This window comes from Paenibacillus sp. FSL L8-0158 (assembly GCF_038592965.1).
GTDB classification, from domain to species: Bacteria; Bacillota; Bacilli; order Paenibacillales; family Paenibacillaceae; genus Paenibacillus; species Paenibacillus polymyxa_D.
The window spans coordinates 3,637,211-3,663,085 of record NZ_CP151949.1 but is presented as its reverse complement, the minus strand read 5'-3'; the positions used below and the strand labels follow the sequence as shown (position 1 = coordinate 3,663,085).

Sequence of the window (25,875 nt, the reverse complement as noted above, 5' to 3'; positions counted from 1 at the left end):
GGGTTCTTAACTTTTCTGTCCCTTATAAAAGAAGTGAAATGAGCAAGGGTAGTGAAATGAGCGATAAGACCGAGCTAATAACAAATGCAGATGCAGCTTCCGTTTCCAGTGTTTCATAACGGGTAGCAATCATAGCGGCCACAGCCGAGCCGGGAAAAGCGACAAGCAGTACGGCTTTGCTTACATCTTCATGGGATAGTCCTATCAGAACAGCAATACCGAGCATAACAATAGGCATTACGATGGCTTTCAGCACAGCGATGCTAAGTGCTTTTGGACTGAACGTAATCTTTTTGATACCAATGGTTACCCCGATGGCAAATAAGGCTGTACCGGCGGTAACATTGCCGATTTGATCAAACATGGATTGTAAAAGTTTCGGAGCGTGGAATCCACATAGAGTCAATACGACACCAAACAAAGGTACGCAGGCAAGTGGCTCGCTGAGTCCATGAAGGACTGATTTCATAGTGACTTTAAATAAGTTCCCTTTAGTGCCGTCGGATTCTGTTGTTTTGCGCTGGCCGACCGTTCCCAAAATACTTGCAAGCGGATCAAGAATGGCATTAACGACGATCCCGGTAATCGCAATCGGGATGGCGACTGCCGCACTTCCGAACAAGCTGCCCAGAACCGGAATTCCCATGAATGCAAAAGAAGGCTGTGTTGAATTCAATGCGAACATGGAGGATTCAGTCAGGCCCTTTTTGGCAATTAAGCGATAAACAATGAGCAATACAATATAAAAGCCGATTACACCAAGTAGCAAAGCCACAAGAAAGGGCCACTTTTGAATCAACGTCTCTCTTGGTGTCGTCGTAATACCAATAAACAAATGTGCGGGTAGAGCAAACTTCGTCACGAGTGTATTTAATCCCTTAGAAGAAGCGGGGTTAAAAGCTTTAAACAATCCTGCGAAATAACCAATTAAAATGACAAAGAAAATAGGAATTAAGATAATAAAAATATGACCTGTAGCCATGATGTCGCCTCCAATGAAGATGTCCGCCAAAAATGGCGGACATCAGTTAAATAATCACTTTGCGTATGCAAGTACAAATTTGATGTTGTTCGCTATTTTTTAAACCAGGACCGCTTCCTGACCATATTGTTTGATTGGTTTATATTTGCAGTCCCACATCGCATCCCGAACCGCTTGTGCGATATCGTCCGGTTGATGACGCGCTACTCCATCCTGAACTGCTGCCTTGGCCACAGCCACGGCTACCGCTTCAGATACTTCGCGCAATTCATTGATTTTTGGCAGCAGGGAAGCGCCAGGCTGCGACAAATCAACCATTTGAGCTACTGCATGGGCAGCTGCTGCAAACATGCTATCTGTTATAATTTTGGATTTCACCACGATTGCGCCAAGACCAAGACCCGGAAACACGAAAGCATTGTTGGATTGCCCAATTTCAAACTTAATATTGTTATAAATCACCGGCTCAAAAGGACTTCCTGTTGCAATCAGGGCTTTTCCTTCGGTCCAGTGGATCAAATCTTGCGGAGTTGCTTCTGCCAGTGGAGTTGGGTTGGACATAGGCATAATTATAGGACGTTCTGTATGTTTGGCCATTTCTTTTACGATTTCCTCACTAAATGCCCCACTAACACCGGAAGTACCAATCATAATCGTCGGTTTCACGCGGCGAATGACTTCAAGCAGAGGGATTTTGCCATCTTCAGCATGTTCCCAGTCACGGCATTCTGCAGCATCACGCACATAAGGGACCTGAAATGGAAAAAGTCCTTCTGTTTCGTTGGTAAGCAGGCCACGGTAATCATAAGCCCAGAAGTTACGTCTTGCTTCTGCTTCTGACAGTCCTTCCAGCATCATGGCGGCGCTAATTTGGTCTGCATTGCCGATTCCGGCAGCTCCTGGACCAAAGACTAGAACCCGATGCTTGCTCAGTGGGATTCCGGACAATTGAACACCGGACATCACACCTGCGAGCGTAACCGCTCCAGTACCTTGAATGTCGTCATTAAAAGTCAAAATACTATTTCCGTATTTATTGATAATGTTCCGTGCATTGACATTGCCCAAATCTTCCCAGTGCAGCAGGGCATTCGGGAAAAAGGAAAGTGCAGCTTGAACATAAGTGTCAATAAATTGATCATATTGTTCTCCACGTACACGTTTGTGACGATTTCCCATATATAAAGGATCTTCCAATAGCTTCTCGTTGTTTGTACCTGCATCAAGAACAACTGCCAGCACCCGGCTAGGATCTATACCAGCAGCAGCTGTATACACAGCAAGCTTACCAATAGAGATATTAATACCTCCGACTCCCCAGTCCCCAATTCCCAAAATACTCTCGGAATCTGTGGCTACGATCAGGTCGATATCATCAGGGTCTAGGTTCAAATTCTTAAAAGCCTCTTCGATACCCGCAAGATTATCAATAGATAAATACATACCACCGGGCTTGTGATATTCATGACTGTATTCCTGTATAGCCTGGCCTACTGTTGGTGTATAAACAATCGGGAGCATTTCGCTTAGGTGCTCAGAGAGCAAACGATAATAAAGGACCGTATTGCGATTAAAAAGATCATTTAACGCAACATTTTTACGCAAATTATCCGGTTGGCTCTGAAATTGCTCGTAAACCCGCTGAACCTGCTCCTCAATAGTTAATATCGTAGGAGGAAGGAGACCGTCAAGTCCAAGTTGTTTCCGTTCTTCCAGGGTAAAAGCCACTCCTTTATTCAGCAGTGGGTTGGCAAGTAGATCTTTTCCGGTTAATTTGGTTTCGATAGATCCGTCTTCCGTAAAATGAAAAGCACGCATTTTCAATTCCTTCTTTCTAAAAAATTACATTTAGTTAATCCTTGAACAATTCGTGAACAAGTATACGCCTTATTTTAAACCAAGTGAACAAGTATGTTGTGTGAAAAATGGTTATATAAGTGTTTACATAAGAAAAATTATGAAAATGAAAGCGATTTTCATAATTTTTCGAATGAAAATTTCATTTAATTTTCATGATAATTTCGGAAAATCCTGATTAAATGTGACGATTATCATAGTTTTTTTGAGGTGTGTTTCGATTAAGTACGCATAAAAAATAGCTTAAACTTCATTTTATATAAACGAAGTTAAGCTATTTCTTTGGCTATAAGGAGGTTTGAGGGTCGAAATTCAATGCTTCGCAGCTTTATATTTAATGAATATCAGGCATTTAATTCTCCAATGCGATTGACGGCTTCATCAGTAACTGTAGCAGAGCGTCGCATCCAGCTGTTACGCCATTTCAATTGCATTATGATGACGAGGGTAAAGGCACAGAACGTAAGCAGGCTCAGACAGATGAAGCCCGGCATATAGGAACCCGTTGATTTGTATAGATGACCCAGTATAAGAGGGAGAAAGTACCCGCCTATGCCACCAGCAGCGCCGACGATGCCGGTCATGAGCCCGATTTCGTTGCCGAAGCGCTGCGGCACGAGCTGGAATACAGAGCCGTTGCCAGCGCCAAGGCACATCATGCCTACGAACAGCAGCACAACTACCACGGTAAGTGGCGGTAAAAACGCAATGCCGGCGAGCATAATCCCGGCCCCCGCATACAAGTACATTAACATACGTGAACCACCAATCCGATCGGATAAAAAACCACCTACAGGACGAAAAAAGCTTCCGGCAATCACACAAACGGTTGCAAAATCGGCGGCATGTACCGCGGAGAGGCCATATTGGGTATTGAAGAAAATAGTCAAATAATTAGAAAGGCCAACGAATCCGCCAAACGTCACGCAGTAAAAGGCACAGAATACCCAGGCATCCCTCTGTTTGAGCACCGAAGCATATTGCGACAGACTTTTTGGTGCCGGGCGGTGAGGGCTGTTGCGGGCAAAAATACTGAACAGAATGAAGACGGTTAAGATGGGGAGGATGGCCAATCCGAAAACGGCTTCCCAACTGCCAAAATGTTGAGCGATACGGTTGGCGAACAAAGTCGCAAGGACCGTACCACTATTACCGGCACCGGCAATTCCCATAGCCAAGCCTTGATGCTCTTTGGGGTACCATTGACCGGCCAACGGCAAAGCAGCTGCAAATGAGGCTCCAGCTACGCCCAGGAGCAGGGCAACAACGTATAATTGCTCCAGCGAATCAACCCACAGCCAGCCGAGCAGGAGCGGGATTATCGTGACAAGCATACCAATCTGTCCTGTGAGCTTGGGACCGATATAATCCGACATGAATCCGAGCACGAGCCGCAGCAGGGAACCACCGAGTATGGGTAGAGCGACAAGATTGGCTTTTTGTACAGGGTCCATCGGATAATCATTGGCAATTACAACGGCCAACGGTCCGATCATCCCCCATATCATAAAACTGATATCAAAATACAGAAAGGAGCCAAATAAGGTGGGCTTGTGTCCGCTTTTCCAGAAACTTTTTTTGTTCATTCTCCATCTCTCCTGTTCTAATTGTTGTTCTTTGTCTGCAAAATGTAATTTGAACATGAAAAGCCGCAAATCGCCCCTACATGGTATCTAGGAAACGATTTGCGGCTTCATTGCCGTGGTTGACACACTTCATTGTGAGTCGACTTGGTATGATCACGTTGGAGTGATTTTAATTCAAATTATAAAAAGGGATCTGCTATATGTCAATATACATAACACAAAATTATGGAATAATTAAATACAAGGGAAAAATATAGCTTTCATGTATTGAATATTGACATGACATTCACAATTCAGTTATCTTAGATACATATCGGCACAACGATGTGCCGACATTTACGGCAACGGTGCCCTTTTCCATTGAATGGAGAAGGGCTTTTTCTGTCTTATTTTATTCGGAGAATGGGGCTGGTTTTAATATGATGAAAAAACTGGTCGTCGTCGGCAACGGTATGGCAGGCATCAAATGTGTGGAGGAAATACTCAATTTGGAGCCAGAGCGGTTCCAAATCACGATATTTGGTGCAGAGCCCCGTCCCGGGTACAACCGAGTGCTCCTGTCCAAAATGCTTCAGGAGGAGAGCTCATTTAAACATATCGTTACCCATGACTGGGACTGGTATGAAGAGAACGGGGTAAAGCTGTACGCGGGTGAACGCGTCTGTCGTATTGATGTTGCAGCCGGGATGGTGGAAACGGAATCCGGCATGAAAGAACCTTATGACATGCTCATATTGGCAACGGGCTCATTGCCTTTCATGCCGCCCATTTCTGGAGTGCGAAAACAGGGAGTCATTGCTTTTCGTGATGTGAATGATTGTGAAACCATGGCGAGATATGCCAAAACATACCGCAAGGCCACGGTTATCGGAGGGGGACTGTTAGGACTTGAAGCTGCTCAAGGCCTGCTGAATCTAGGGATGGAAACTGAGGTTGTTCATAATGCGCAGTATCTTATGAACCGTCAGCTTGACCGGACGGCAGCTGTGCTTCTGCAGCGAAAGCTGGAGCAACAGGGCATGAGGTTTCATTTGGCAAAGGAAACGGTCAACATCATAGGCCGAAACAGGGCGCAAGGATTGATGTTTGCGGACGGGAACAGGCTGGACACGGATTTGGTTGTGCTGGCGGTTGGTATCCGACCGAATATCGAATTAGCTCAGGACAGCGGTCTGACCGTAAACCGCGCCATTGTCGTGGATGATTATATGCGCACGAGTATTCCTGGTATTTATGCCGTCGGCGAATGTGCTGAGCACCGTGGGATTTCATACGGACTGGTGGCGCCACTATATGAGCAGGGCAAAGTGCTGGCAAAAGTTATTTGTGGTCGTGAAACGGCTCCCTATGAAGGGACGGTTCCGTATGCGCAGCTCAAGGTAGCGGGGATCCATGTGTTTTCCGCAGGAGACATTCGCGATGAGGGAAACGAGACAGCGGTCATGGAATATAACGGGATGCTGGAGGTTTATAAAAAAGTGATGATGCACGGCGGCGCTGTCACTGGCGCCATTTTGTACGGAGATACGGCGGAAAGTACCTCGCTGCTCGGAATGGTACGGCGCGGGGCGTCCGCTACAGAGCTTACATCCCGGGATAATAGCCGGAGCAAAGCAGAGGATGTGGCAGCCGCGCTGCCGGAAGAGGAAACGGTATGTGCGTGCAACGGCGTGAGTAAGGGGGCTATTTTGCGAGCGATTGCCACGGATAAGCTGAAGACGGTGGAAGAGGTGAAGAGTCGGACCAAAGCATCTGGTTCCTGTGGGGGCTGTCGGCCACTGGTGGCTGCACTGGTCAAAAATAGTTTGTCCCGATCCACAGTTTCCGGACCTGTAGTTACTCCGACCGCCCAAGAAGTTGTCCCTGTGTGCGGATGTACGCATTACGATCATGATTCTCTTAAAACAGCTATGGTGGACGCAGCCTGTCAGACTCCAGGTGAAGTAGTATCCCGTCTCGGTTGGACCAGACAGCAGGGGTGTGAATTGTGTCGTCCGGCTGTACTTTATTACTTGGAATCCCTTGGGTTGCGCGACAGATCTGCGACAAATCCATTAGGTGCTGGCGTTGCGGTTCAGGTCACACCGCAGTATGGAGGAGAGGCCTCTTCTACGGGTCTGCGCTTTACGAACCTAAATGCCGAGGATCGGTCTTTTGTTGAGTCGGACCTGATGGATCAGGCATTTGTAGAAGTAGCCTGGCTAAGAGAGCGGTTGGCAACTTTATGGGGAAGTCTCGCATTGCCAGCGTTAGTTACAGTTGCTATTTGTCCTGGATCGGCGTATCCCGGAGGTGTACTTGTCCACGATATTGGAATATCTCGTTCTCCAGCAGGCTGGGAGGTCTATGCCGGTGGCCATGCAGAGCATCCGGTTCGCCAGGGGCAGCTGCTTGGATTGGAGGAAGACCCGACAGAAGCGGTTCTGCTGACTGCAGCTTGCTTGCAAATATACCGACATAGTGCCCGGTATGGGGAAAAAATGTGGGAGTGGATGGAAAGGACTGGCGTTCTGGCATTACGGGAAAGTGTGCTTGACGCTGCTCTTCGAAGTGGACTGGCGGGTAGCCTGCGAACCACAATGCTGACAGGATGACGGGTTGCGTTGGAGTTGTGGCGAATTATCTATCGTGCAGACGATAAAATTCCGAAAAATGGCGAAAGGGAGATGGCTTTGATGTGTCAGTCAGGAGAAGGCAAACCGGAAGCTGGGCTACATGTACCGTCAGTAATGGATACGCAGTGCCCGTTTTGCAGCGTGCAATGTAAGATGACCGTTAGCACGGGTACAGAGACACTTGCGGGTATCATCCGTACAGTGTATAAGGCGGAAGGGAAGCCTAATGCAGCCTCGCAGGGTAGGTTGTGTATCAAAGGAATGAATGCACATCAGCATGCGACTCATGCGGAAAGGCTGGTACAGCCCCTCATTCGCAAAGAGGGCAAACTTGTTCCCGTCAAGTGGGAGGAGGCGTTGGATACTATAGCTAGCAGTTTCTCTACGCTACTGTCCACACAGGGTCCTGATGCAATCGGAATTTACGGTGGAGGTTCACTCTCCAATGAAACGGCTTATTTACTCGGTAAATTTGCAAGAGTGGCTGTAGGTACGCGATATATCGATTATAACGGGCGCTTCTGCATGTCGGCAGCGGCATCCGCTGGCAGTAAAGTGTTTGGCGTTGATCGCGGACTGACCTGCAGACTGGCTGATATTCCGTTGGCTCGTTGTATTGTGCTCGCAGGTACGAATATCGCTGAATGTCAGCCGACGTTAATGCCTTATTTTCACCAGGCGAAGGAAAATGGTGCGTTTATCATCGTAATTGACCCGCGCGCGACACCAACGGCGGCCGCCGCCGATTTGCACCTGCAAATCAAGCCGGGTATGGATGCTGTGTTGGCCAATGCCATGCTAAAGGTCATCGTCGACGAAGGATTTGCGAATGAAGAGTTTATCCGCAAGCGGACCAATGGCTATGACCAGCTGTTGACTCATTTGAAGGGTGTGGATCTGAGAGAATCGGCTGCGTTGTGCGGAATTGAGGTAGAAATGATCCAGCAGGCAGCACGTGCCTTTGGCAGTGTGGAGACTGGCATCGTTTTTACGGCCAGGGGTGTTGAACAGCAGACAGATGGACATATGGCGGTGCGTGCATTTCTTAATCTGGTGCTGGCCACTGGCAAGATTGGAAGGGAAGGATGCGGTTATGGAGCTATCACAGGTCAGGGAAACGGGCAAGGGGGGCGAGAGCACGGCCAAAAAGCTGACCAGCTTCCTGGTTACAGATCAATTGAGGATGAAGAAGATCGAGCCTATGTGGCATCCGTGTGGGGAGTGGAACCAAGCAGTTTGCCGGGTAAGGGAGTGTCTGCTTATGAAATGATGGAGCTTGTCCATCAGAAAGAAATCCAAGCCTTGTTCGTGATGGGCTCTAATCCTGTAGTATCTAACCCCAATGTCCGGCTGGTGGAGGAAGCCCTCAAAAAGCTGAATCTGCTGGTTGTGGCGGATATGTTTCTCACGGAAACCGCGCGAATGGCTGACGTTGTTTTGCCTGTGACATCTTATTTGGAGAATACGGGGACGATGACCAATCTGGAGGGCCGCGTTCTGCTACGGGAAGCGGCGAGGCCCGCACCAGGCGAGGCTAGAGATGACTGGAACATTTTGTGTCAGGTGGCTGCAAAGCTAAACAAGGGCGGCTATTTCTCATACAGGGATGCTGAGCATATCTTTGAAGAACTACGGCTCACCAGCCAGGGCGGTCCTGCGGATTACTACGGGATCACATACGACAGGCTGCGTCGTGAAGAAGGAGTATATTGGCCATGCCCGTCTACGGACAGAGCCGGTATGGATACAATGTTTCGGGAAACCTTTGCCCATTCTGATCAAAAGGCTGTTTTTACGGTGGTTGAAAGCTGTGGAGCAGGAGAGGAGATATCAGAGGGGTACCCGCTTATTTTGACGAACGGCCGTGTACTGGCTCACTATTTGACCGGTGCACAAACGCGCAGAAGTCCGTCGCTGGCCGCGCGAGAGATTGAGAATTATGTGGAAATTCATCCGCGGACAGCGCAACGCTGGCACATCAGGGACGGGGAGTGGGTAGAAATAGCATCACAGCGCGGCTGCTTCACTGTCCGCAGCCGGATCAAACCACATATCCGCGAAGATACGCTCTTCGTGCCCATGCATTGGGGTGGGATACAAAATGTTAATCGGGCGACCCGACCCGATCTTGATCCGTTCTGCCGGATGCCTGGCTTCAAAACGGCAGCTGTACGCATCCGTCCCCTTCATCTGGCTGCAGCCGCAATCAGTGCAGATAACGGGGAATGGTCTGAGTTCTAGAGCAGGACTGAGTAAGTGGCTTCTTCTTTGCATAAAAGGCCAGCCCCCTTGTATGAGTGAGGGAGCTGGCCTTTTTGGGTTGGACAGTTTAGGGCCCATAATCATTAGACTGCGTGACGCCAATAATTATAAATGCAATCGGGTTTCGGTTCTGTTTGCTCCTGTTTTTATTTCTTTTCTGAGCATGGCTTCCCGCCAGTGACAATACAAACCCCAGGCGTCCCCATTTTCTAGCAGCGGTTTGCAGGTATACAAACCTTCCTCTATGGAGTCGACTCGCCCTGCAACGAACAATCGAACCGCACTGTTGAGTAACACTTGATTCGAAAAGGCTATAGAAGCTGTGCCTTGTAGCACTTCCTCCGTAATGCGCAGTTGTTCAGCGGGGGTCCAGTTATGCTCTGGTACCACTGAATCCAGTCCGTACATTTCCGGATCAATAACCTGTAATGATACATCGCCGTTAGCAAGCAGGTAAGTCCGGGTCGGCCGATCGATGAACAGATCCTCCGATCCTTCGCTCCCCTGGACGATCAGAGCTCTGTGATAATTCAGATTTTGCATGAGTTTCGCCGTCTTTTCGAACACGGTATTGTGGAAAACGCCGAAAACAATATATGGGGAAGAACCGTAATCAACCAGTTTCTCGGCAGTATTCAGCACTGTGCGAAGCCCCAGTTCTTCGCGAATGGGCCGCATATCTCGCAAGGGCACGCACCACTGTTCGGAGGCTACGAACAGTACACCGGTCAGCTTCGCGGCATGAATGGCGGTTTCGCGCGTCATGTTCCAGGGTGTTACCCCCATTTCCTGCAATAAAAGCGGGAGCGTAACACCCCATTTGGGAGGGAGAGGTGCACTGCCGTGCATCGTTACAGGAATTCCGCATGAGGCGAGTAGAAAGGCCGTTGCGAAGGTGGCAATAAATGAAGACTTCCTGCCATCATACGGACCGGCGAAATCAATACCTTCCTGCATCGGGAAGCGATGGGTATATTTACGGCAGACGTTTACGAATGCTTCCAGTTCGCCAACACTCTCCATTTTAATGCGCTCCGCGGCAAAGAAAGCTCCGATTTGAGCAGGGGTTGCTGACTGGGTCATAATAAGTTCGGCAGCAGCTTCGGCTTCGGCGTAATTCAGATCCCGGGCGCCCCTTTTGCCACGACCAACTTCTTTTAATATTTCAATGATATTCATGTTCAGGCCCCTTTCAGATTTATGCTTTTAGCATTTGCTGCGCTTTGACGATGGAAATTGCCACATCAACGATACGTTTGCGTTCGTTCATTGCTTTTTTCCGTAGCACATCATATGCTTCCGCTTCCGGGATACCGTTTACTTCCCCGAGTATTCCTTTCGCCATATCAATCCATTTGCGTTCTTCCAGCCGAGCGGTCAGTTGCTTGCGTTCACTTTGCCAGTGCTGGCGTTCAAAAAAGCGTTTGGCACTAAAATGAAGAGCCCAATTCAGCTCATGGGCTGCCATAGAAGGGGTTAGAATGCCATCAACAGTGACATCAGCTTCACAAGCCTCTGTCGATGATAGCGCTGATTCTGCGCTGCACCACCAGAGCAACGGAACCGCTTTGGCTTGCTCCAGCCTGCCACCCCACATGCTAATCGTGCCTACAGGGATGTTTAGTATCGCCGCATCTGCATTAAGGATTAGCTGTTTGATTTCAGATTCATTGCGGCAGGGCAGAGTTAGGTATCCGTTGGATTCTAAAAGGTGTTCAGGTCCTGCCTGCCATGAGGAAACGGCGTGTGTCTGCTCAGATACATGGTCAGAATGTAAGTGAATTACCAACAAGGAACGCAAGCGGGCTCCTCCTCTCTGTAATATGAAGGGTAGTTAGCGATGGGGGTGGTATTCATTGATAACAAATATGACATGTGATTTTATCCGTTTGCTTTATTTTTCCACCATCATCAAGTTAAAACGGACTTTTAAACCATTTTGGCGTGTTTTGGTCTGAAAATCAATCCTAATTTTGTAGGGAAGTGATATTTTATACGTCATAGACATGTTACATGGTGATAAAATATAATTTTTTATAAGTTTATGCGTAAGGAATGTTGACATATCATTTGAACCATTATATATTAGCTACAATACTTTTTAATTCCATACTCTGATGGATACAACGGCGTATTCGATGAAACGGCAATGGAGCCTGTTTTCTCATGTGGGGGGATATTTTGAATCCCCATATGTGAAGCAGGCTTTTTATGTTTTGAGGATACAAATGGAAAGGGAGTGACCTGATGAACAATATCCAAAAGTTAGTGTTGATCGGCAACGGAATGGCGGGGATACGCACTCTCGAACATTTGCTGAAGCTTGCACCAGGTAGCTATGAGATTACGGTATTCGGGGCCGAGCCCCATCCAAACTATAACCGGATCATGCTGTCCTCCGTTCTGGCGGGAGGGGCAGGTTTGCAGGATATTGTCATCAACGACTGGAGTTGGTATGAAGACAACAATATTCGATTGTATACCGATGATCCTGTCACAGCTATCGACACGGAAAAGCAACAGGTGACATCACGCTCCGGCGTATGCATCTCTTATGATTTGTTGTTGTTGGCAACGGGTTCTAAAGCCTTTATTCTGCCGCTTCCAGGAGCCGACAAGGATGGTGTTATCGGTTTCCGGGATATTCGTGACTGTGAAATGATGATGGAGACGGCGAAGACGCACAAAAAGGCAGCCGTCATCGGCGGCGGATTGCTTGGACTAGAGGCAGCCAGGGGGCTGCTTAACTTGGGGATGGACGTCACAGTTATCCATATTAACGGATATATTATGGATCGGCAGCTGGATGAGGCCGCTTCCCTTATGCTACGGCGCGAGCTGGAGGAGCAGGGAATGACATTTCTGGTCAATAAGCGGACGGCGGCTATAACAGGGCGTCGCCGCGTGGAAGGGTTGAAATTTGCCGATGGCAGCGAGCTGGAAGCGGATCTGATCGTTATGGCGGTAGGCATCAAACCAGACATTGAACTGGCGGTGTCGGCGGGAATTCCTGTAAACCGCGGGATCATCGTAAATGATCACATGGAAACGAATATCCCTGGCATCTACGCCGTTGGCGAATGTGCAGAACACCGGGGAATCACTTACGGGCTGGTTGCTCCATTATATGAGCAAGGTGGTGTACTGGCTCAGCGACTCGCGGGAATGGAGACTCCCGGCTACAGTGGTTCTGTTACCTCGACAAGGTTGAAGGTATCGGGTGTCGACGTGTTTTCAGCAGGGGATTACAAGGATGAACCGGGAACACGTTCCCTGCGGTATCAGGATGATATTGGTGGCGTCTACAAAAAAATCGTAATCAAGGAAGAGAAACTGATCGGAGCCGTTCTGTTTGGGGATACGTCTGATGGAGCTATGCTGTTTTCGTTGATCAAAAGTGGCGAGTCGGTGGTTGGCCGAGAGAAAGAGTTATTACTTGGCTTCAATCCTGGTCAACCAGAAGCTAGTGGCACCATGATGCTGGAGCAGATGCCTGATGACGAAATTGTATGCGGATGTAATGGTGTATCCAAGGGTGACATTGGAGAGGCGGTTGCGGCTGGCTGCCGGAGTGTCGGGGATATTAAGGCATGCACAAAGGCATCGGCATCATGTGGCGGCTGCAAGCCATTAGTGGAGGGACTCTTACAGTTATACGCAGGCGCAGAAGCCGGAGAAACGATGAAAGAGGGTATTTGTAGTTGTACGACGCTTGACCGGGAAGCGATCATTGATGGCATTCGGGAGATGGGATTGAAGAGTGTCAAAGAAGTGATGAATGTGCTGGGATGGAACGAACCGGAAGGTTGTACGAAATGTCGGCCGGCCCTCAATTATTATCTAGGTATGCTATGGCCACTGGATTATGAGGATGAGAAGGAATCCAGATTCACGAATGAACGGTACCATGCCAACATACAGAAAGATGGCACCTATTCTGTCGTGCCCCGCATTTATGGAGGAGTTACATCACCTGCCGACCTGAAGAAAATTGCTGCTGTCGCGGAGAAATACAATGTGCCTCTGGTTAAATTTACGGGTGGCCAACGTCTTGACCTGCTTGGTGTGAAAAAGGAGGACTTGCCAGGGATCTGGGCCGAGTTGGATATGCCGTCTGGATATGCCTACGGAAAGACTTTGAGAACGGTAAAGACGTGCGTAGGTAACACCTTTTGCCGCTTTGGCACTCAGGATGCTATGGGGATGGGCATCCGGTTGGAAAAGGCATTTGAACGTCTGAATGCTCCATCCAAAGTCAAACTGGCTGTGTCCGGTTGCCCGCGTAACTGCGCTGAAGCGACGATCAAGGATTTGGGCGTCGTTGCTATTGACGGTGGCTGGGGGATCTACGTTGGAGGTAACGGCGGTATCAAGGTCCGGGCAGCTGAACTGCTTTGTACCGTTAAAACCGAGGATGAAGTGATGGAATGGACCGGTGCCTATCTGCAGTATTATCGTGAGCAGGCCAATTGGAACGAACGCACAGCCCATTGGTTGGAACGGGTCGGAGTGGAATCCATCAAACAGGCACTTTCGGATGCAGAGACGAGGAAGCAACTGGTGGCCAGAATTGAAGAGACATTAAGCACGACGACTGATCCGTGGCACGAAATTATTCACAACGAAGAGCTGCGCAAAAATTTTGTGCAGCTGCCGGAACTTAAGCCAATAATGGAATAGGGGGCTGACAAAATGGAGACCAATACGACAACCAACAGAATCAGAATAGCTAATTTGAACGAAATTGACCGACGTGGAGCAAGGACAGTTCGCATTCATAATACAGAAATAGCTGTATTCCGTCTGAGCGATGGCAGCGTGCATGCGCTTGAGAATCGTTGTCCGCACAAAGGGGGGCGGTTATCCGAAGGAATGATATGTGGCTCAGCAATCCATTGTCCGCTCCATGACTGGAAAGTTGACCTTTCCACTGGCCGGGTGCAAGAGCCGGATACTGGATGTGTGACTGCTTACCCGACGGAGATTGACGGTGAGAGCGGGGCGGTTTATATCGTAATCTAAGAATTCTATGCGTATTGTGCTGAGGTCCTGCTTTTTTTCTTCTATATAATAGAAGGATTAAGGTGAAAAGTTTTGCTGAAGAAGAAATGGCATTGTTAAAGTACAATGATCTGAGTATACAGAAAAGTCGACCCTATCTTTCCGGGCGGCTTTTTTATCTTATAAGTATCATTTTAATTAAAAAACAGGATAACTGGATTTATCTCTAGACAAACAAAAAAAGCCTTGAATATCAAGGCTTTTGACGAATAGGACGGATGGGGATCGAACCCATGACCCTTACCCTGTCAAGATAATGCTCTCCCGCTGAGCTACCGTCCTTCGGTTACTAGATAATATCATGTATTAACCATATATGTAAAGTGAAAAAATAGAAGTCAGCCTGTACTTCATAACCATTTATATATATAATTCGAATTTAGTGAGTTTACAATTTGGAATTAATGATAGGGGGAACAGATGATGGCCGCAGAAATTATAAGTGTAACAACAGAGGAGCAGCTACAGGAGGCAATATCGATCCGTACCAAAGTGTTTGTCGAAGAGCAAAAGGTTCCTCTCGATTTAGAAATAGACCATTATGACAAGCTGGGAGATACGGCCCATCATTTGCTAATTTGTGAACATGGTGAAATGGTGGCCACTGGTCGGTTGACATACTATGAGGAAGATACAGCTAAAATGCAACGTATTGCCGTTCTCAAGGAGCATCGTGCCGCAGGCTATGGACGTGTATTGTTGCTAGCACTGGAGGAACGTGCACGTGAATTGGGGTTAAGATACTCGCTGCTAGATGCCCAATGTCAAGCCGAGAAGTTTTACGAAAAGCTCGGTTACGAGACGATCTCCGATGAACCTTTTGACGATGCGGGAATACCGCATGTACGTATGCGCAAAAAGTTGTAGTCGACAGCGCAAGGTGCATACAAATCTGTACAATGCGCATGCTAGTAGAAGTTCCTCCACTATACTATGGATAAGGAGCGATACAGCATGGCTAATACAGAACGGGAGCAAATTACAGCAGTACGTAAAAACGGGGATGGCGACCTTACGTCTTTTCAGACATCTACCGGTCGGATTTTAGATTATAGCCAAGCATTGAATGAGATTGAGACAGGCTCAATTGCAGGCGTTAACGTTTTCAAGGCCAAGGATGGCAGCAAACGAATTCGGGGAGATGCCGACGGAGATCCTTCTAATAACCTGGATCAGCTGCCATTGTTCTGACCTTAACTCGTAACATTAGAATGCAAGTTCATCATTATATTCAAGAACAGCAAGCCGCCTGGCTTTCCTACAAAGGATTAGCCAGGCGGCTTTTTGTTAATTGTTAAGCTGTATTTAGCATGCTACTCTGCACGTTCCAACTCTGCAAGTTGATATACTCGTTGCTGTTCCAGAAAGGACATGACGCCAGCTTTTTCCCTGAATTGTTCCATATCATCACTATAGTGCATCAAATGAATCCGCTTTTGAAGAGATGGCGCCAAGCTTAGCAGCTCGTCCAACGTCGTATGGACTTCTCCAGCGCCCTGTAATTGAACCTCATGCAGAATACTCCGACATCCTCGTTCATGCACCAGCTGATGAAGCAAATCAGGGTCAAAAACCATATCTGCACTATAAAAAAGGCAGTCATTTATGAATAAGGAATAACTGTTTTTACCAGGAATATGCTGTGTAGGGATTAGCTCCACCTGGATACCGGATACTAATGTAGTGGGTACACCAGGCGTTATTACGTTTACCTCGAATACATCTTCAAGCTTGTCAATCATACCCTGCTGTGACATCCCACCCTTGAGTGTGTGTTCCCATAAAGGGTGAATTAGTGGTTCGGCGATATAAAGTAGAGGCTTGCGACGATGAAGAATGTTCATTTGAAAACCGAATTCCTCCAAGCCTCCGACATGATCTGCGTGAATATGTGTGATTAAAATTGCGTCAATATCAGGCAAAGGGATGCCCATTTGGTGTAATGCTAAAGACGCGGTTGTACCGCAATCGACCAGCAGTTTGCCTTCTCCGCTGTCCAGCAGCGCGTTGTTGTTGTAATAATGCTTGGCAAAGGCACTGCCTGTGCCAAGCATTTGTATCGTTAGGCTCATAATGGATTTATCCTCCAGACTTTGTGTACTAGGACATTCTACAGTCGTATTTTATCACCTATGCTACCGGAACTAAAGATTTGCTCCTTATGTAAAAACTTTGGACAATTTGTGAAACACAGCGCAACTTGTGCGGCTGAGCTAGGTATAAATGTACGACAGAAGGTTTTAAACAGATGACGATGGAGGGATTAGTAGTGATGAAATGGAGAAAAGTGATGGCCCTAGTGATGGCCTTTTCAATAATGGGAGGGACCGCCATTTCGGCGGAATCCGCCAAGGACCAAGTGCAGTTGATTATTAATGGAGAAGTGTCAAAAGATGGTGCAGTTGTCATTGATGGGAAAACCTATGTGCCCATTCGTGATTTTAACGGACTTGTAAATTTTGATCCATCCGGTGGAAAAGTTGTTTTCGACCAGCCTAACGTGCATATGTTCCTGTTCAAGGGAGATACTGTGTTTGGTAACGTGAATAAAGGCAATAAAGTGAAATTTAATGTATTTAGTCAAATTGATACCTTGAAAACAGATATCTCCGGAGTGAAGGTAGCGATCACCGACCCTTCGGGCAACGTGAAGGATATTCAGTCCCAAGATATCAAAGGAGCACAAAAGGATAACTTCTGGTTCCGTACGAACGACTTTACGTATGATTTCAAAACAGCAGGGAATTACCGGGTAGGTTTCTACATTAAAGAGAGCAAAGACGGCAGCTATACCTTGGTGTCCGAAAAAGTCATTACAGCGATAAATTAGGCATACCACAAATTGACCTGCACCCTTGATCATGTTACGATACGGGGGAAAATAAAACAATTTGAAGGTAGGTATTTCCATGAGTGATCACAAACATGAACACGGTGAAGCCTGCAACCACGATCATGACCACGAACATGAAGAAATGGTTCTTACGCTAACTGATGAAAATGGTAAAGATGTAGAAATGGTGCTGGTAGAGACCTTTGATGTAGAAGATCACGTTTATGCTCTTCTGCTTGAGCGAGGCAATCCCGAAGCGGATGGCATTATTCTTCGTATGGAAGAAGAAAACGAAGAAATGGTGCTTTACAATATTGAGGACGAAGATGAGTGGAAACGTGTAGAAGCTGCATATAGCGAGCTTGTTGCCCAATACGAATAGAATTGGATGTAGCAGCTGTTATAAGCTCTTCAAGAAAAAAAGCCCCCAAATAGGGGCTTTTTTTGTTAACTATCAACATATTTTGTAAGCATGTGTTGTCCGATCAATATTATGAAATAGCGTCAGTCTCAACGATAACCTTCACCTGATGTACTGTTCGGTCCTCAGGTCCTTTAACAGGCAGGCCTACTTCTACATGATCAACAATATAATCAATATTGTCCTGCGAAATAACTTCTCCTGGCAGTAAGATTGGAATACCAGGTGGATACACATAAATGAATTCCGCAATAATGCGACCAGCAGATTCCTTGAAGGGCACGATTTCCGTATCTCCATAAAAAGCGTCTCTCGGAATGAGGGAGAGCTGAGGGATATCTGGTATCTTTACAACCAGCTCATGCTCCTGACCTGTGGAATAGTGCAGAGAAGCCAGCTCACGCAGAGCTTTTAACAAAATTTCAATTTCCTCTTTGGTATCACCAGGGGTCACCAAGCAGAGAATATTGTACATATCACTAAGCTCAACCTCGATATTATAGTGATCTCTCAGCCAATTTTCCACATCGTATCCGGTAAGGCCCAAATGGCGGATATGAACCGTAATTTTGGTTGGATCATAATCGTAGGTAGCTTCCGTGCCGAGAATTTCACTACCAAAGCAATATAGCCCTTCAATCTTGTTAACCTCTGAGCGGCAATATTCAGCCAAATCAAGGGCGCGTTGTGCTATTTCATGACCGTTAAGGGCCAGATTACGTCGGGATGTGTCTAACGAAGCCAGCAGAATATACGAAGTCGACGTTGTTGTCAGCATACTGAAAATCGTTTGTACACGCTGCGGATTCACGAATCCGTTTTTCGTATTTACATTCAGGATTGAGCTTTGAGTCAAGGAACCACCCAGCTTGTGAACGCTTGTAGCTGACATGTCTGCTCCCGCCTCCATGGCGGACATCGGTAGATCAGAGTGAAAATGAATCAGTACTCCATGAGCCTCATCGACCAGGACCGGCACATTATAGCTGTGAGCGAGATCTACAATTTCCTTCAAATCGGCGCACACACCGTAATATGTCGGGTTGATAACAAGGACGCCCTTGGCGTCAGGGTGGCGTTCCAATGCCCGGCGTACGGACTTGGTTGTAACCCCGTGGTGAATACCGAGATTCTCATCACTGACTGGAGAAATGAATACCGGCTTCGCACCAGCGAAGATAATGGCAGACATTATAGATTTGTGTATGTTTCGGGGTACAATAATTTTATCACCAGGCACGCAAATCGACATAATCATGGTGATGATGGCTCCGCTTGTCCCCTGTACACTGTAATACGTATAATCAGCTCCGAAGGCCTCTGCTGCAAGCTTTTGAGCTTCTTCGATGACGCCTGATGGCTGATGCAGATCGTCCAATGGAGCGATGTTGATCATATCTATGGAAAAGGCATTATCCCCCATAAATTCGCGAAATTCCGAATCTGCTCCCACTCCCTTTTTATGACCTGGGATGTGAAATTGAACCGGGTTGCTCTGAGCATGCTTTTTCAAAGCAGTAAAAAGCGGGGTGTTGCTTTGATTCATTAGTGTTGTCACAACCTTTCGTGCAGGATTTCGACAATCCTGTGCAAGTGATAATAGAACAAAATTGAGTATAGCAGTTTAAAGTAGGAATGCAAGCGATTGAGGGCGCATTTATTTGCGAAAGAGTGGAGTAGGCGGAGAACCCGGTCTTTATAGCCAAAAAATGAAGGTGGAGGATGTGGATTAGATGAGGCAAATGGGACGAAAAAAAGCTCCACAGCGGTTGTGGACTCCTTTTTTTACTAAATTATGGGTTTTGGTATTTCTGGTCGAATTTATGAAAGGATCTCTTCTGGTATCCATCCTGCCGGTATATATGGGAGAAACGCTTGGTTTGTCGGCCGGGATTATTGGTTTGGCCTTTTCACTTCAGTATTTTGGAGACAACGCGTTTCGGGCACCGGCGGGCTGGATGGCTGAACGACTCGGCTACCGTGGAACGATGTCGATTGCGCTGTTGTTTACGCTTGTGGCAATTATTATGCTGAGCGTACTGACAGAGCCCGTGTGGCTCGTCGTCGCGTGTCTGCTGCTCGGTCTGGGTACTTCCCCGCTCTGGCCTTGTGTTATGACCGGAACGACCGAAATGTCCGGGCCTAATAACAACAATGGCGCAGCGATGGGTACACTGGAAATTGCGTCTATGGGTGGAACGGGATTGGGTCCGCTCATTATGAACTCCGTCATATCCCACTATGGGCATTCTTACGGCATGGTGTTCATGATTTTGATAGGATGCAGTATTGTGTTGTTGTTGGTTGCTCTCATGCTGCCAGGACCGAAAAGGTCTGCTGACAAAGATGACCTCGAACAGAGCGCTCTAGTGTCGTCTGATGGGTACATAAAGCAGAAGCGGGGGATTTTGAGGGGAATCCAGGAGACGATCGGCGTACTCAAAACAAAGCTTAACGTCAATCCGTTAATTTACCCGGCGCTGTTTTTGCAGTCTTTTGTTATCGGTTTGATCAGCCCGGTACTGACGCTATACGCTCGGACGGACCTCGGGATTTCACCGAACCTGTATAGCGTGCTCCTGATTGCAGGCGGTGGGGTGACTGTGCTGGCACTGATCCCTTGCGGCAAATTGGTCGATCGACTTGGAACGGAGTATTTTCTACATGTTGGCTTTTTGCTAGCCGGAATTACGCTGTTTTTCTTCTCAATCGTTCGATCTATTCCGCTGGTATTTGTATCCGTAGCACTTATTGGTTTGGGATATGCGCTCATTTTGCCTGCATGGAACACGTTTCTTGCCCGACTGATTCCAGAAAACGAGCGAGCAACGGTATGGGGCTTCTTTTTAACACTTCAAGGCTCCGGCATGGTTATAGGCCCGCTCGTTTCAGGAGTGCTATGGGACCGTGCTGGACACACAGTTCCATTTATCATCAGTGGGGTCGTGATGCTGCTCATGTTTGGCTGTCACCTAGCTCTGGCGCGTAATCCACGCAGGAAGACTGTGGAGGCCTAAACAGCGCCTTGAAAAGCGGCGAGGGCTACTCTTTCGAGAAAGACATTCGGTACAGCGGCAACAAATGCTCAAAGGTGGAACGCACCGTCTGCAGCAATGCTGCTCCGTCACTGGCGAGAGGGTCATTACGATCAATACGAAGCCCACACATGACCTCGGCTTTTTTTACCTGTTGCAGCTTGTGGATGATCGTTTGAAACTCTTCAGTGTCCATGTGCTGCTGTTCTGTACCTTCTGGAGCCATATGATCCATGGACCAGTAAAAATGGCCCGGTATGTTAGAGCGCACATCGCTCAGGTTGGCTTCAAGCGCCTGGGCAAACGTTATTTTATTGGGACTTTCATAAATGACTGCGAATATGACGAAAATATGGGAAGCAAACATACCTACCTCGAAATGGGGCAACGCCTTATACCCGCGTTTATTTGCCGCCCAGGCTACCCATGTATCTATCGGGGGATTGACCTTGCGTCGTGCATGCTTGGCAACGTGAACATGCATAGGCTCCCCACATAAGTCTGTTAGAAATGGGGCTAATTCCTCGCCAATCGCTTCCAGCTTGGGCCGAACTTGCTGAATCAGCACCTCCATACGAGGCTCCAACCCCGGTATTTCAAAAACATCGAAGTCCTTTGCAGTAAATCCACTAAATGTCATTCCTTTTCCTCCTGTAAATGGGTTAAGCCATATCGTGTGGCGTAATATGTCCGATTATAGCATAATGTCAGCGGGCTTGACCGTCTTTAGTCCGGGCTCGGTACAAGCATATAAGGCAAAAGTAGGATTGTGCGCTGTTACTCATAAAAATAGGTCAAATAACCAAGTACCCTTACATAAAATGAAGTATAAAATAGAGCAAGGGAAGATCAAGCGGGAAAGCCGCAGGCTTGCTGTAGCCGGACTTCTTGAATCGGACTTGAAAAAGGAGGGAATGCCGTGAACAAGGGCTGTGAGGTAGAATATTGCAATCTAGAGCTCCGGTTTAGCCGTCGGCATATCCATAATCTGATCAAGGATTTGATATCGGAAGGGTATTCGCTGTACTGGAGCGAGGATGAGTCGTATCTGGTTTTGTCGGTGAGAACCGGGCGCAAGCTGGTGAAGCTCCGTTTTCAACAATTGCGCACAGGACACTACAAGCTGGCTGGAGATTATGTGATCCGCGATGCCAAGCTGGCTGAGTGGCTGGAGAAGCTGATTGGAAGCACCCGGGGCCATGCCATTGTCAAAAGAGTCAAGGACCATCATATTTTAGTAGAAAATATTTTGTTTGGTGAGGTCATTCGTCTGGTCGAGGTTACAGGCTTTAAGCAGCGTGTTATTTATCAGAAGGGACCGGTGCTTTCAGCACAGGAAATGGAGGATATGTACGCTTCCAATGAAGGAGAAACCCGACTGCTGCTGCTTAAAATGGAAGTGGACGATGAATTGGAGAAGCTGTTCACAGCCATGACAGACGGAGATAAGGCTGAAATCGGGAATTGTCATGAACGCCTGCAAACGCTATCCCACCAACTGCTGATGATGGAAGCGTAGTACAACTGAACACCTCATGTAAATGGGGTGTTTTCATCTGTGAATAGACAGGGGTTCACTTCTTACACCAAAAACGTTAAAATAGAAGTGCGCGTATTCCGATTCACATAAAGTGTAATGCGGTAAAGCGGCGATATAGAAGACAAAATATGTTGCAAAGGATGAGGAACCAGATGGCAAAACAGCAAATTGGTGTGATCGGCCTGGCGGTAATGGGTAAGAATTTAGCCCTTAATATTGAGAGCAGAGGCTTCACTGTCTCGGTTTTTAATCGTTCTCCAGAAAAAACGCACGATCTTATCAAAGAAGCAGAAGGTAAAAAACTGACGGGTACTTTCTCCATTGAAGAATTTGTGAACTCATTGGAATCGCCCCGTAAAATCCTGATCATGGTTCAAGCCGGTAAAGCTACAGATGCCACGATTGAACAGCTTGTGCCTCATCTGGACAAGGGCGACATTATTATAGACGGAGGCAATGCCTACTTCCCTGATACACAGCGCCGCAGCAAGGAGCTGGAGGAAAAAGGACTTCGCTTTATTGGTACAGGCGTGTCCGGTGGTGAAGAAGGTGCCTTGAATGGTCCTGCGATCATGCCGGGTGGACAAGAAAGTGCCTATAAACTGGTAGAGCCGATTCTAACGGCAATCTCTGCTAAAGTGGAAGGCGACCCATGCTGTACATATATCGGTCCCGACGGTGCTGGTCACTATGTAAAAATGGTGCACAACGGTATCGAGTACGGTGACATGCAATTGATCGGTGAAGCGTATCACCTGTTAAAATCAGTTCTAAACGTGAATGCAGAAGAGCTGCATGAAATCTTCACGGAATGGAATAAAGGGGAACTGGACAGCTACCTGATCGAAATTACAGCTGACATCTTCTCCCAGTATGATAAAGAAACAGGCAAGCCTATGGTAGATGTGATCTTGGATGCTGCTGGTCAAAAAGGTACAGGTAAATGGACAAGCCAAAGCGCTTTGGATCTGGGTGTGCCATTGTCCATGATTACTGAATCTGTATTTTCCCGCTTCTTGTCTGCTATGAAAGACGAGCGCATTGCGGCAAGCAAAGTGCTGAGCGGTCCTAATGCTGAGTCCTTCAGCGGCGACAAGAAAGAATTTATCGAAAGCGTACGTAAAGCACTGTTTGCAAGTAAAATTGTGTCCTATGCTCAAGGTTTTGCTCAAATGCGTGCAGCTTCCGATGAATATGATTGGGATTTGAAATACGGAAAAATCGCTATGATCTTCCGCGGCGGTTGCATTATCCGCTCGCAATTCCTGCAAAATATCAAGGATGCATATGACCGCGATCCTGCCTTGAAAAACCTGTTGCTGGATTCTTACTTCAAAAATGTAGTTGAAACGTATCAAGATGCATGGCGTCAAGTGATTTCCGTGGCTGTATCCCAAGGTATTCCAGTGCCTGGTTTCTCCAGCGCGCTTGCATACTATGACAGCTACCGCACTGAGCGTTTGCCAGCAAATCTGTTGCAAGCACAACGTGACTACTTTGGTGCCCATACGTTCAAACGTGTGGACAAAGAAGGCGTATTCCATCATCAATGGTTCTAATGAACGAACGGATATGTATGAATAGCACTATGTAATACAACGGAAGCTTTTTTGCCCTATGGGTAGATGAAGCTTCCGTTTTTTAATTTTTAATTATGGATATCATCCTGATGGCAGTAGAGGATTGTGTAATCTTTTGACGCTATGGTATGATAGGGGTAGAATATTTTAATGCATTACCGCGTCTAAGCTTTGAGTTAAAACAAAAGAGACGGGAAGTTCCCGTCTCTTTGTTAAGCAGGTTTTCTATTGCTCCTGTGACCATTGCAGCATGCCGCCGGTCATGTTAGTACAGCCTTCATAACCTAGCTGCTGCAGATATTCGCAGGCTCGTTCACTGCGATAACCGCTCCGGCAAATAAAGATAATTTCACCAGTGCGTTCAATTTCTTCAAGACGACCCGGAAGCTGTCCGAGCGGAATGTGCTTGGCACCTTCAATCATGCCTTCCGCTACTTCTTCCGCTTCGCGGACGTCAATTAGTTGCAATTGCTCTCCTGCTTGCAGACGTGCGCGCAACTCAGAAGGTTCAATCAGGGCGATTTGCGTCATGGCCGGACCTCTTTTCTGATATATAATGGGTGCTACGTATGTTTTTGACGTGTGCAAAATGTCACACACACTCTATGTATGATAGCTAAGCTATCTCTAGGCTGTCAATCGGCTTAATCCTGAAGGCAGGTATAGATCAAATAACCGACGGGATTCATTCGGGCGACCTAGATTAATATTTCTTATTTTTTTGGGTGGAGAAATGAATGCTACAACTTGTATAATTAACGTATAATAGGATGGTTGAACCGAAAAGGAGCATGTACATTATGGATGTTATCGTTAGACCTACCCCTTCCTTGCAAGGAGAGATTGGGGCCCTGTCCTCCAAAAACTACACTACTCGTTATCTGCTCACTGCGGCACTTGCTGAGGGACAAAGTACCATTTATTATCCTGCCCATAGTGAAGACAGTGATGCTATGCGTCGTTGTATCGCCGATTTGGGTGCAGTACTGGAAGAGGATGATGAAAAAATAGTGATTACAGGTTTTGGTAGCCGTCCTCAAGCTGTGAAGGAATTGAATGTGGGAAATGCAGGAGCGGTGCTCCGTTTTTTGATGGGTATTGCATCTCTATGTCCGGATGTTACATTTGTTAATACATATCCCGACTCATTGGGCAAAAGACCACATGATGATCTAATCGATGCACTGGGGCAATTGGGTGTGAAAGTAGATCATCGTGAAGGTAAGTTGCCAATTCGTATTCAGGGTGGTCAGGCGAAAGGCGGTAAAATTCAGGTGTCCGGCTCGGTTAGCTCACAATATTTGAGCGCCCTGCTATTCCTTACGCCATTACTGGAGGAAGACAGTGAAATCGAAGTGCTGCATGATTTGAAATCCAAGGTGGTCATTGGGCAGACCATGGAGGTATTGCAAGAGGCTGGTATTATCATTCATGCAAGCGATGATTACATGTCTTTCCGTGTCCCGGGGCGGCAATCCTATCAGCCACGTACGTATACTGTACAGGGAGACTATCCAGGGAGTGCAGCGGTGCTGGCGGCTGCTGCAGTAACGAATTCCGATGTTACCATCCATCGTCTTAAGGAGCAGAGCAAACAGGGAGAACGCGCTATCGTAGATGTGCTGCGCATGATGGAAGTACCACTGACACATGAGAACGATACCGTCGTTGTGAAGGGCAATGGCCGATTGAAGGCTGTCGAATTTGACGGTGATGCTGCAACAGACGCTGTGCTCGCAATGGTGGCTGCGGCTGTATTTGCTGAAGGCACGTCCCGTTTTTATAACGTGGAGAATTTACGGTATAAGGAATGTGACCGCATTACCGATTATTTGAATGAGCTGACCAAGGCTGGAGCTCGGGTAGAAGAACGCCAAGCGGAAATTATCGTACATGGCAGACCGGAGGGTGTTGAAGGTGGCGTGGAAATTAACGCGCATTTTGATCACCGTGTTATTATGGCCTTGACGATTGTAGGTTTACGCGCACAGAAGCCGTTAGTGATCAAGGATGCACATCATGTTGCCAAATCGTATCCGCAGTATTTTGACCATCTAACGGCGCTTGGTGCTTCTGTAGAATGGGTAAAATAAAAGCAAACGA

21 protein-coding genes and 1 tRNA gene are annotated in these 25,875 nt (G+C 47.2%); 12 read left to right on the top strand and 10 right to left on the bottom strand.

The genetic code is table 11. The features are described 5' to 3' along the window. Positions 1–22 precede the first annotated feature (22 nt). The 3 genes from NSQ68_RS16035 to NSQ68_RS16025 form a co-directional block, all read right to left on the bottom strand. A complete protein-coding gene (locus NSQ68_RS16035; protein ID WP_342426504.1) occupies positions 23–982 on the bottom strand; it encodes an AEC family transporter in 960 nt (319 codons plus the stop codon). Positions 983–1,081: 99 nt separating this feature from the next. After that, positions 1,082–2,800: an NAD-dependent malic enzyme gene (locus NSQ68_RS16030; RefSeq protein ID WP_307346653.1), complete on the bottom strand. Its 1,719-nt coding sequence runs from the start codon at positions 2,798–2,800 to the stop codon at positions 1,082–1,084. Between the two features lie 383 nt (positions 2,801–3,183). Further along, positions 3,184–4,425 (bottom strand): nitrate/nitrite transporter, encoded by a 1,242-nt coding sequence (locus tag NSQ68_RS16025; RefSeq protein ID WP_342429124.1) that lies wholly within the window; start codon positions 4,423–4,425, stop codon positions 3,184–3,186. A gap of 419 nt (positions 4,426–4,844) precedes the next feature. Between NSQ68_RS16025 and nirB (NSQ68_RS16020) the strand changes: the two genes are divergently transcribed. Next, positions 4,845–7,019, top strand: a complete 2,175-nt coding sequence (gene nirB, locus NSQ68_RS16020; protein ID WP_342426503.1) for a nitrite reductase large subunit NirB — start codon at positions 4,845–4,847, stop codon at positions 7,017–7,019. An 81-nt stretch (positions 7,020–7,100) separates the two neighbouring features. Further along, on the top strand, positions 7,101–9,281 hold the full coding sequence (locus NSQ68_RS16015; protein WP_342429123.1) for a molybdopterin oxidoreductase family protein: 2,181 nt from the start codon (positions 7,101–7,103) through the stop codon (positions 9,279–9,281). Between the two features lie 126 nt (positions 9,282–9,407). Here NSQ68_RS16015 and NSQ68_RS16010 read toward each other — a convergent pair whose 3' ends face one another. Together NSQ68_RS16010 and NSQ68_RS16005 are read right to left on the bottom strand one after the other, a co-directional pair. Continuing rightward, a complete protein-coding gene (locus NSQ68_RS16010) occupies positions 9,408–10,481 on the bottom strand; it encodes an anthranilate phosphoribosyltransferase (protein WP_342426502.1) in 1,074 nt (357 codons plus the stop codon). A gap of 19 nt (positions 10,482–10,500) precedes the next feature. Then, positions 10,501–11,103, bottom strand: coding sequence for an ANTAR domain-containing protein (locus tag NSQ68_RS16005; protein ID WP_342426501.1), 603 nt, complete (start codon positions 11,101–11,103; stop codon positions 10,501–10,503). Positions 11,104–11,549: 446 nt separating this feature from the next. Between NSQ68_RS16005 and nirB (NSQ68_RS16000) the strand changes: the two genes are divergently transcribed. Together nirB (NSQ68_RS16000) and nirD are read left to right on the top strand one after the other, a co-directional pair. Continuing rightward, a complete protein-coding gene (gene nirB, locus NSQ68_RS16000) occupies positions 11,550–13,982 on the top strand; it encodes a nitrite reductase large subunit NirB (RefSeq protein ID WP_342426500.1) in 2,433 nt (810 codons plus the stop codon). A 12-nt stretch (positions 13,983–13,994) separates the two neighbouring features. Next, positions 13,995–14,324 carry a nitrite reductase small subunit NirD gene (gene nirD, locus NSQ68_RS15995; protein ID WP_307346638.1) on the top strand — a complete coding sequence of 110 codons (330 nt, stop codon included), beginning with the start codon at positions 13,995–13,997 and terminating at the stop codon, positions 14,322–14,324. A gap of 249 nt (positions 14,325–14,573) precedes the next feature. On the opposite strand, the gene NSQ68_RS15990 is transcribed toward nirD, so the two are convergent. Next, positions 14,574–14,645 (bottom strand) — tRNA-Val (locus NSQ68_RS15990). Positions 14,646–14,786: 141 nt separating this feature from the next. On the opposite strand from NSQ68_RS15990, the gene NSQ68_RS15985 reads away from it, so the two are divergent. Together NSQ68_RS15985 and NSQ68_RS15980 are read left to right on the top strand one after the other, a co-directional pair. After that, the gene (locus NSQ68_RS15985; RefSeq protein ID WP_025724006.1) at positions 14,787–15,230 is read left to right on the top strand and encodes a GNAT family N-acetyltransferase; all 444 of its coding nucleotides are present in this window, start codon (positions 14,787–14,789) and stop codon (positions 15,228–15,230) included. An 87-nt stretch (positions 15,231–15,317) separates the two neighbouring features. After that, positions 15,318–15,554 (top strand): DUF3892 domain-containing protein, encoded by a 237-nt coding sequence (locus NSQ68_RS15980; protein ID WP_029517665.1) that lies wholly within the window; start codon positions 15,318–15,320, stop codon positions 15,552–15,554. Positions 15,555–15,676: 122 nt separating this feature from the next. Here the strand turns inward: NSQ68_RS15980 and NSQ68_RS15975 are convergent, their stop codons facing one another. After that, the gene (locus tag NSQ68_RS15975) at positions 15,677–16,435 is read right to left on the bottom strand and encodes an MBL fold metallo-hydrolase (RefSeq protein WP_342426499.1); all 759 of its coding nucleotides are present in this window, start codon (positions 16,433–16,435) and stop codon (positions 15,677–15,679) included. 200 nt (positions 16,436–16,635) lie between these two features. On the opposite strand from NSQ68_RS15975, the gene NSQ68_RS15970 reads away from it, so the two are divergent. Both NSQ68_RS15970 and NSQ68_RS15965 read left to right on the top strand, forming a co-directional pair. Further along, positions 16,636–17,193 (top strand): hypothetical protein, encoded by a 558-nt coding sequence (locus NSQ68_RS15970; RefSeq protein ID WP_023989343.1) that lies wholly within the window; start codon positions 16,636–16,638, stop codon positions 17,191–17,193. A 79-nt stretch (positions 17,194–17,272) separates the two neighbouring features. Further along, a complete protein-coding gene (locus NSQ68_RS15965) occupies positions 17,273–17,578 on the top strand; it encodes a DUF1292 domain-containing protein (protein ID WP_007431055.1) in 306 nt (101 codons plus the stop codon). Between the two features lie 109 nt (positions 17,579–17,687). Here the strand turns inward: NSQ68_RS15965 and NSQ68_RS15960 are convergent, their stop codons facing one another. Then, positions 17,688–19,163, bottom strand: a complete 1,476-nt coding sequence (locus tag NSQ68_RS15960) for an aminotransferase class I/II-fold pyridoxal phosphate-dependent enzyme (RefSeq protein ID WP_307346627.1) — start codon at positions 19,161–19,163, stop codon at positions 17,688–17,690. A 187-nt stretch (positions 19,164–19,350) separates the two neighbouring features. Here NSQ68_RS15960 and NSQ68_RS15955 point away from each other — a divergent pair, with 187 nt between their 5' ends. Beyond that, positions 19,351–20,634, top strand: coding sequence for an MFS transporter (locus NSQ68_RS15955; RefSeq protein ID WP_342426498.1), 1,284 nt, complete (start codon positions 19,351–19,353; stop codon positions 20,632–20,634). A 25-nt stretch (positions 20,635–20,659) separates the two neighbouring features. Here NSQ68_RS15955 and NSQ68_RS15950 read toward each other — a convergent pair whose 3' ends face one another. Continuing rightward, positions 20,660–21,292 (bottom strand): DUF1054 domain-containing protein, encoded by a 633-nt coding sequence (locus tag NSQ68_RS15950; RefSeq protein ID WP_029517661.1) that lies wholly within the window; start codon positions 21,290–21,292, stop codon positions 20,660–20,662. Positions 21,293–21,571: 279 nt separating this feature from the next. On the opposite strand from NSQ68_RS15950, the gene NSQ68_RS15945 reads away from it, so the two are divergent. Next, positions 21,572–22,171, top strand: coding sequence for a hypothetical protein (locus NSQ68_RS15945; RefSeq protein ID WP_307346614.1), 600 nt, complete (start codon positions 21,572–21,574; stop codon positions 22,169–22,171). A 173-nt stretch (positions 22,172–22,344) separates the two neighbouring features. Next, complete coding sequence (gndA, locus tag NSQ68_RS15940) at positions 22,345–23,751, top strand: NADP-dependent phosphogluconate dehydrogenase (RefSeq protein ID WP_307346611.1); 1,407 nt, start codon at positions 22,345–22,347, stop codon at positions 23,749–23,751. 246 nt (positions 23,752–23,997) lie between these two features. Here the strand turns inward: gndA and NSQ68_RS15935 are convergent, their stop codons facing one another. Beyond that, positions 23,998–24,303, bottom strand: coding sequence for a rhodanese-like domain-containing protein (locus tag NSQ68_RS15935; RefSeq protein WP_010345522.1), 306 nt, complete (start codon positions 24,301–24,303; stop codon positions 23,998–24,000). A gap of 269 nt (positions 24,304–24,572) precedes the next feature. Between NSQ68_RS15935 and aroA the strand changes: the two genes are divergently transcribed. After that, entirely contained in the window at positions 24,573–25,865 is a 1,293-nt protein-coding gene (gene aroA, locus NSQ68_RS15930) for a 3-phosphoshikimate 1-carboxyvinyltransferase (RefSeq protein ID WP_342426497.1), read from the top strand. The last annotated feature ends 10 nt before the right edge of the window (positions 25,866–25,875 follow it).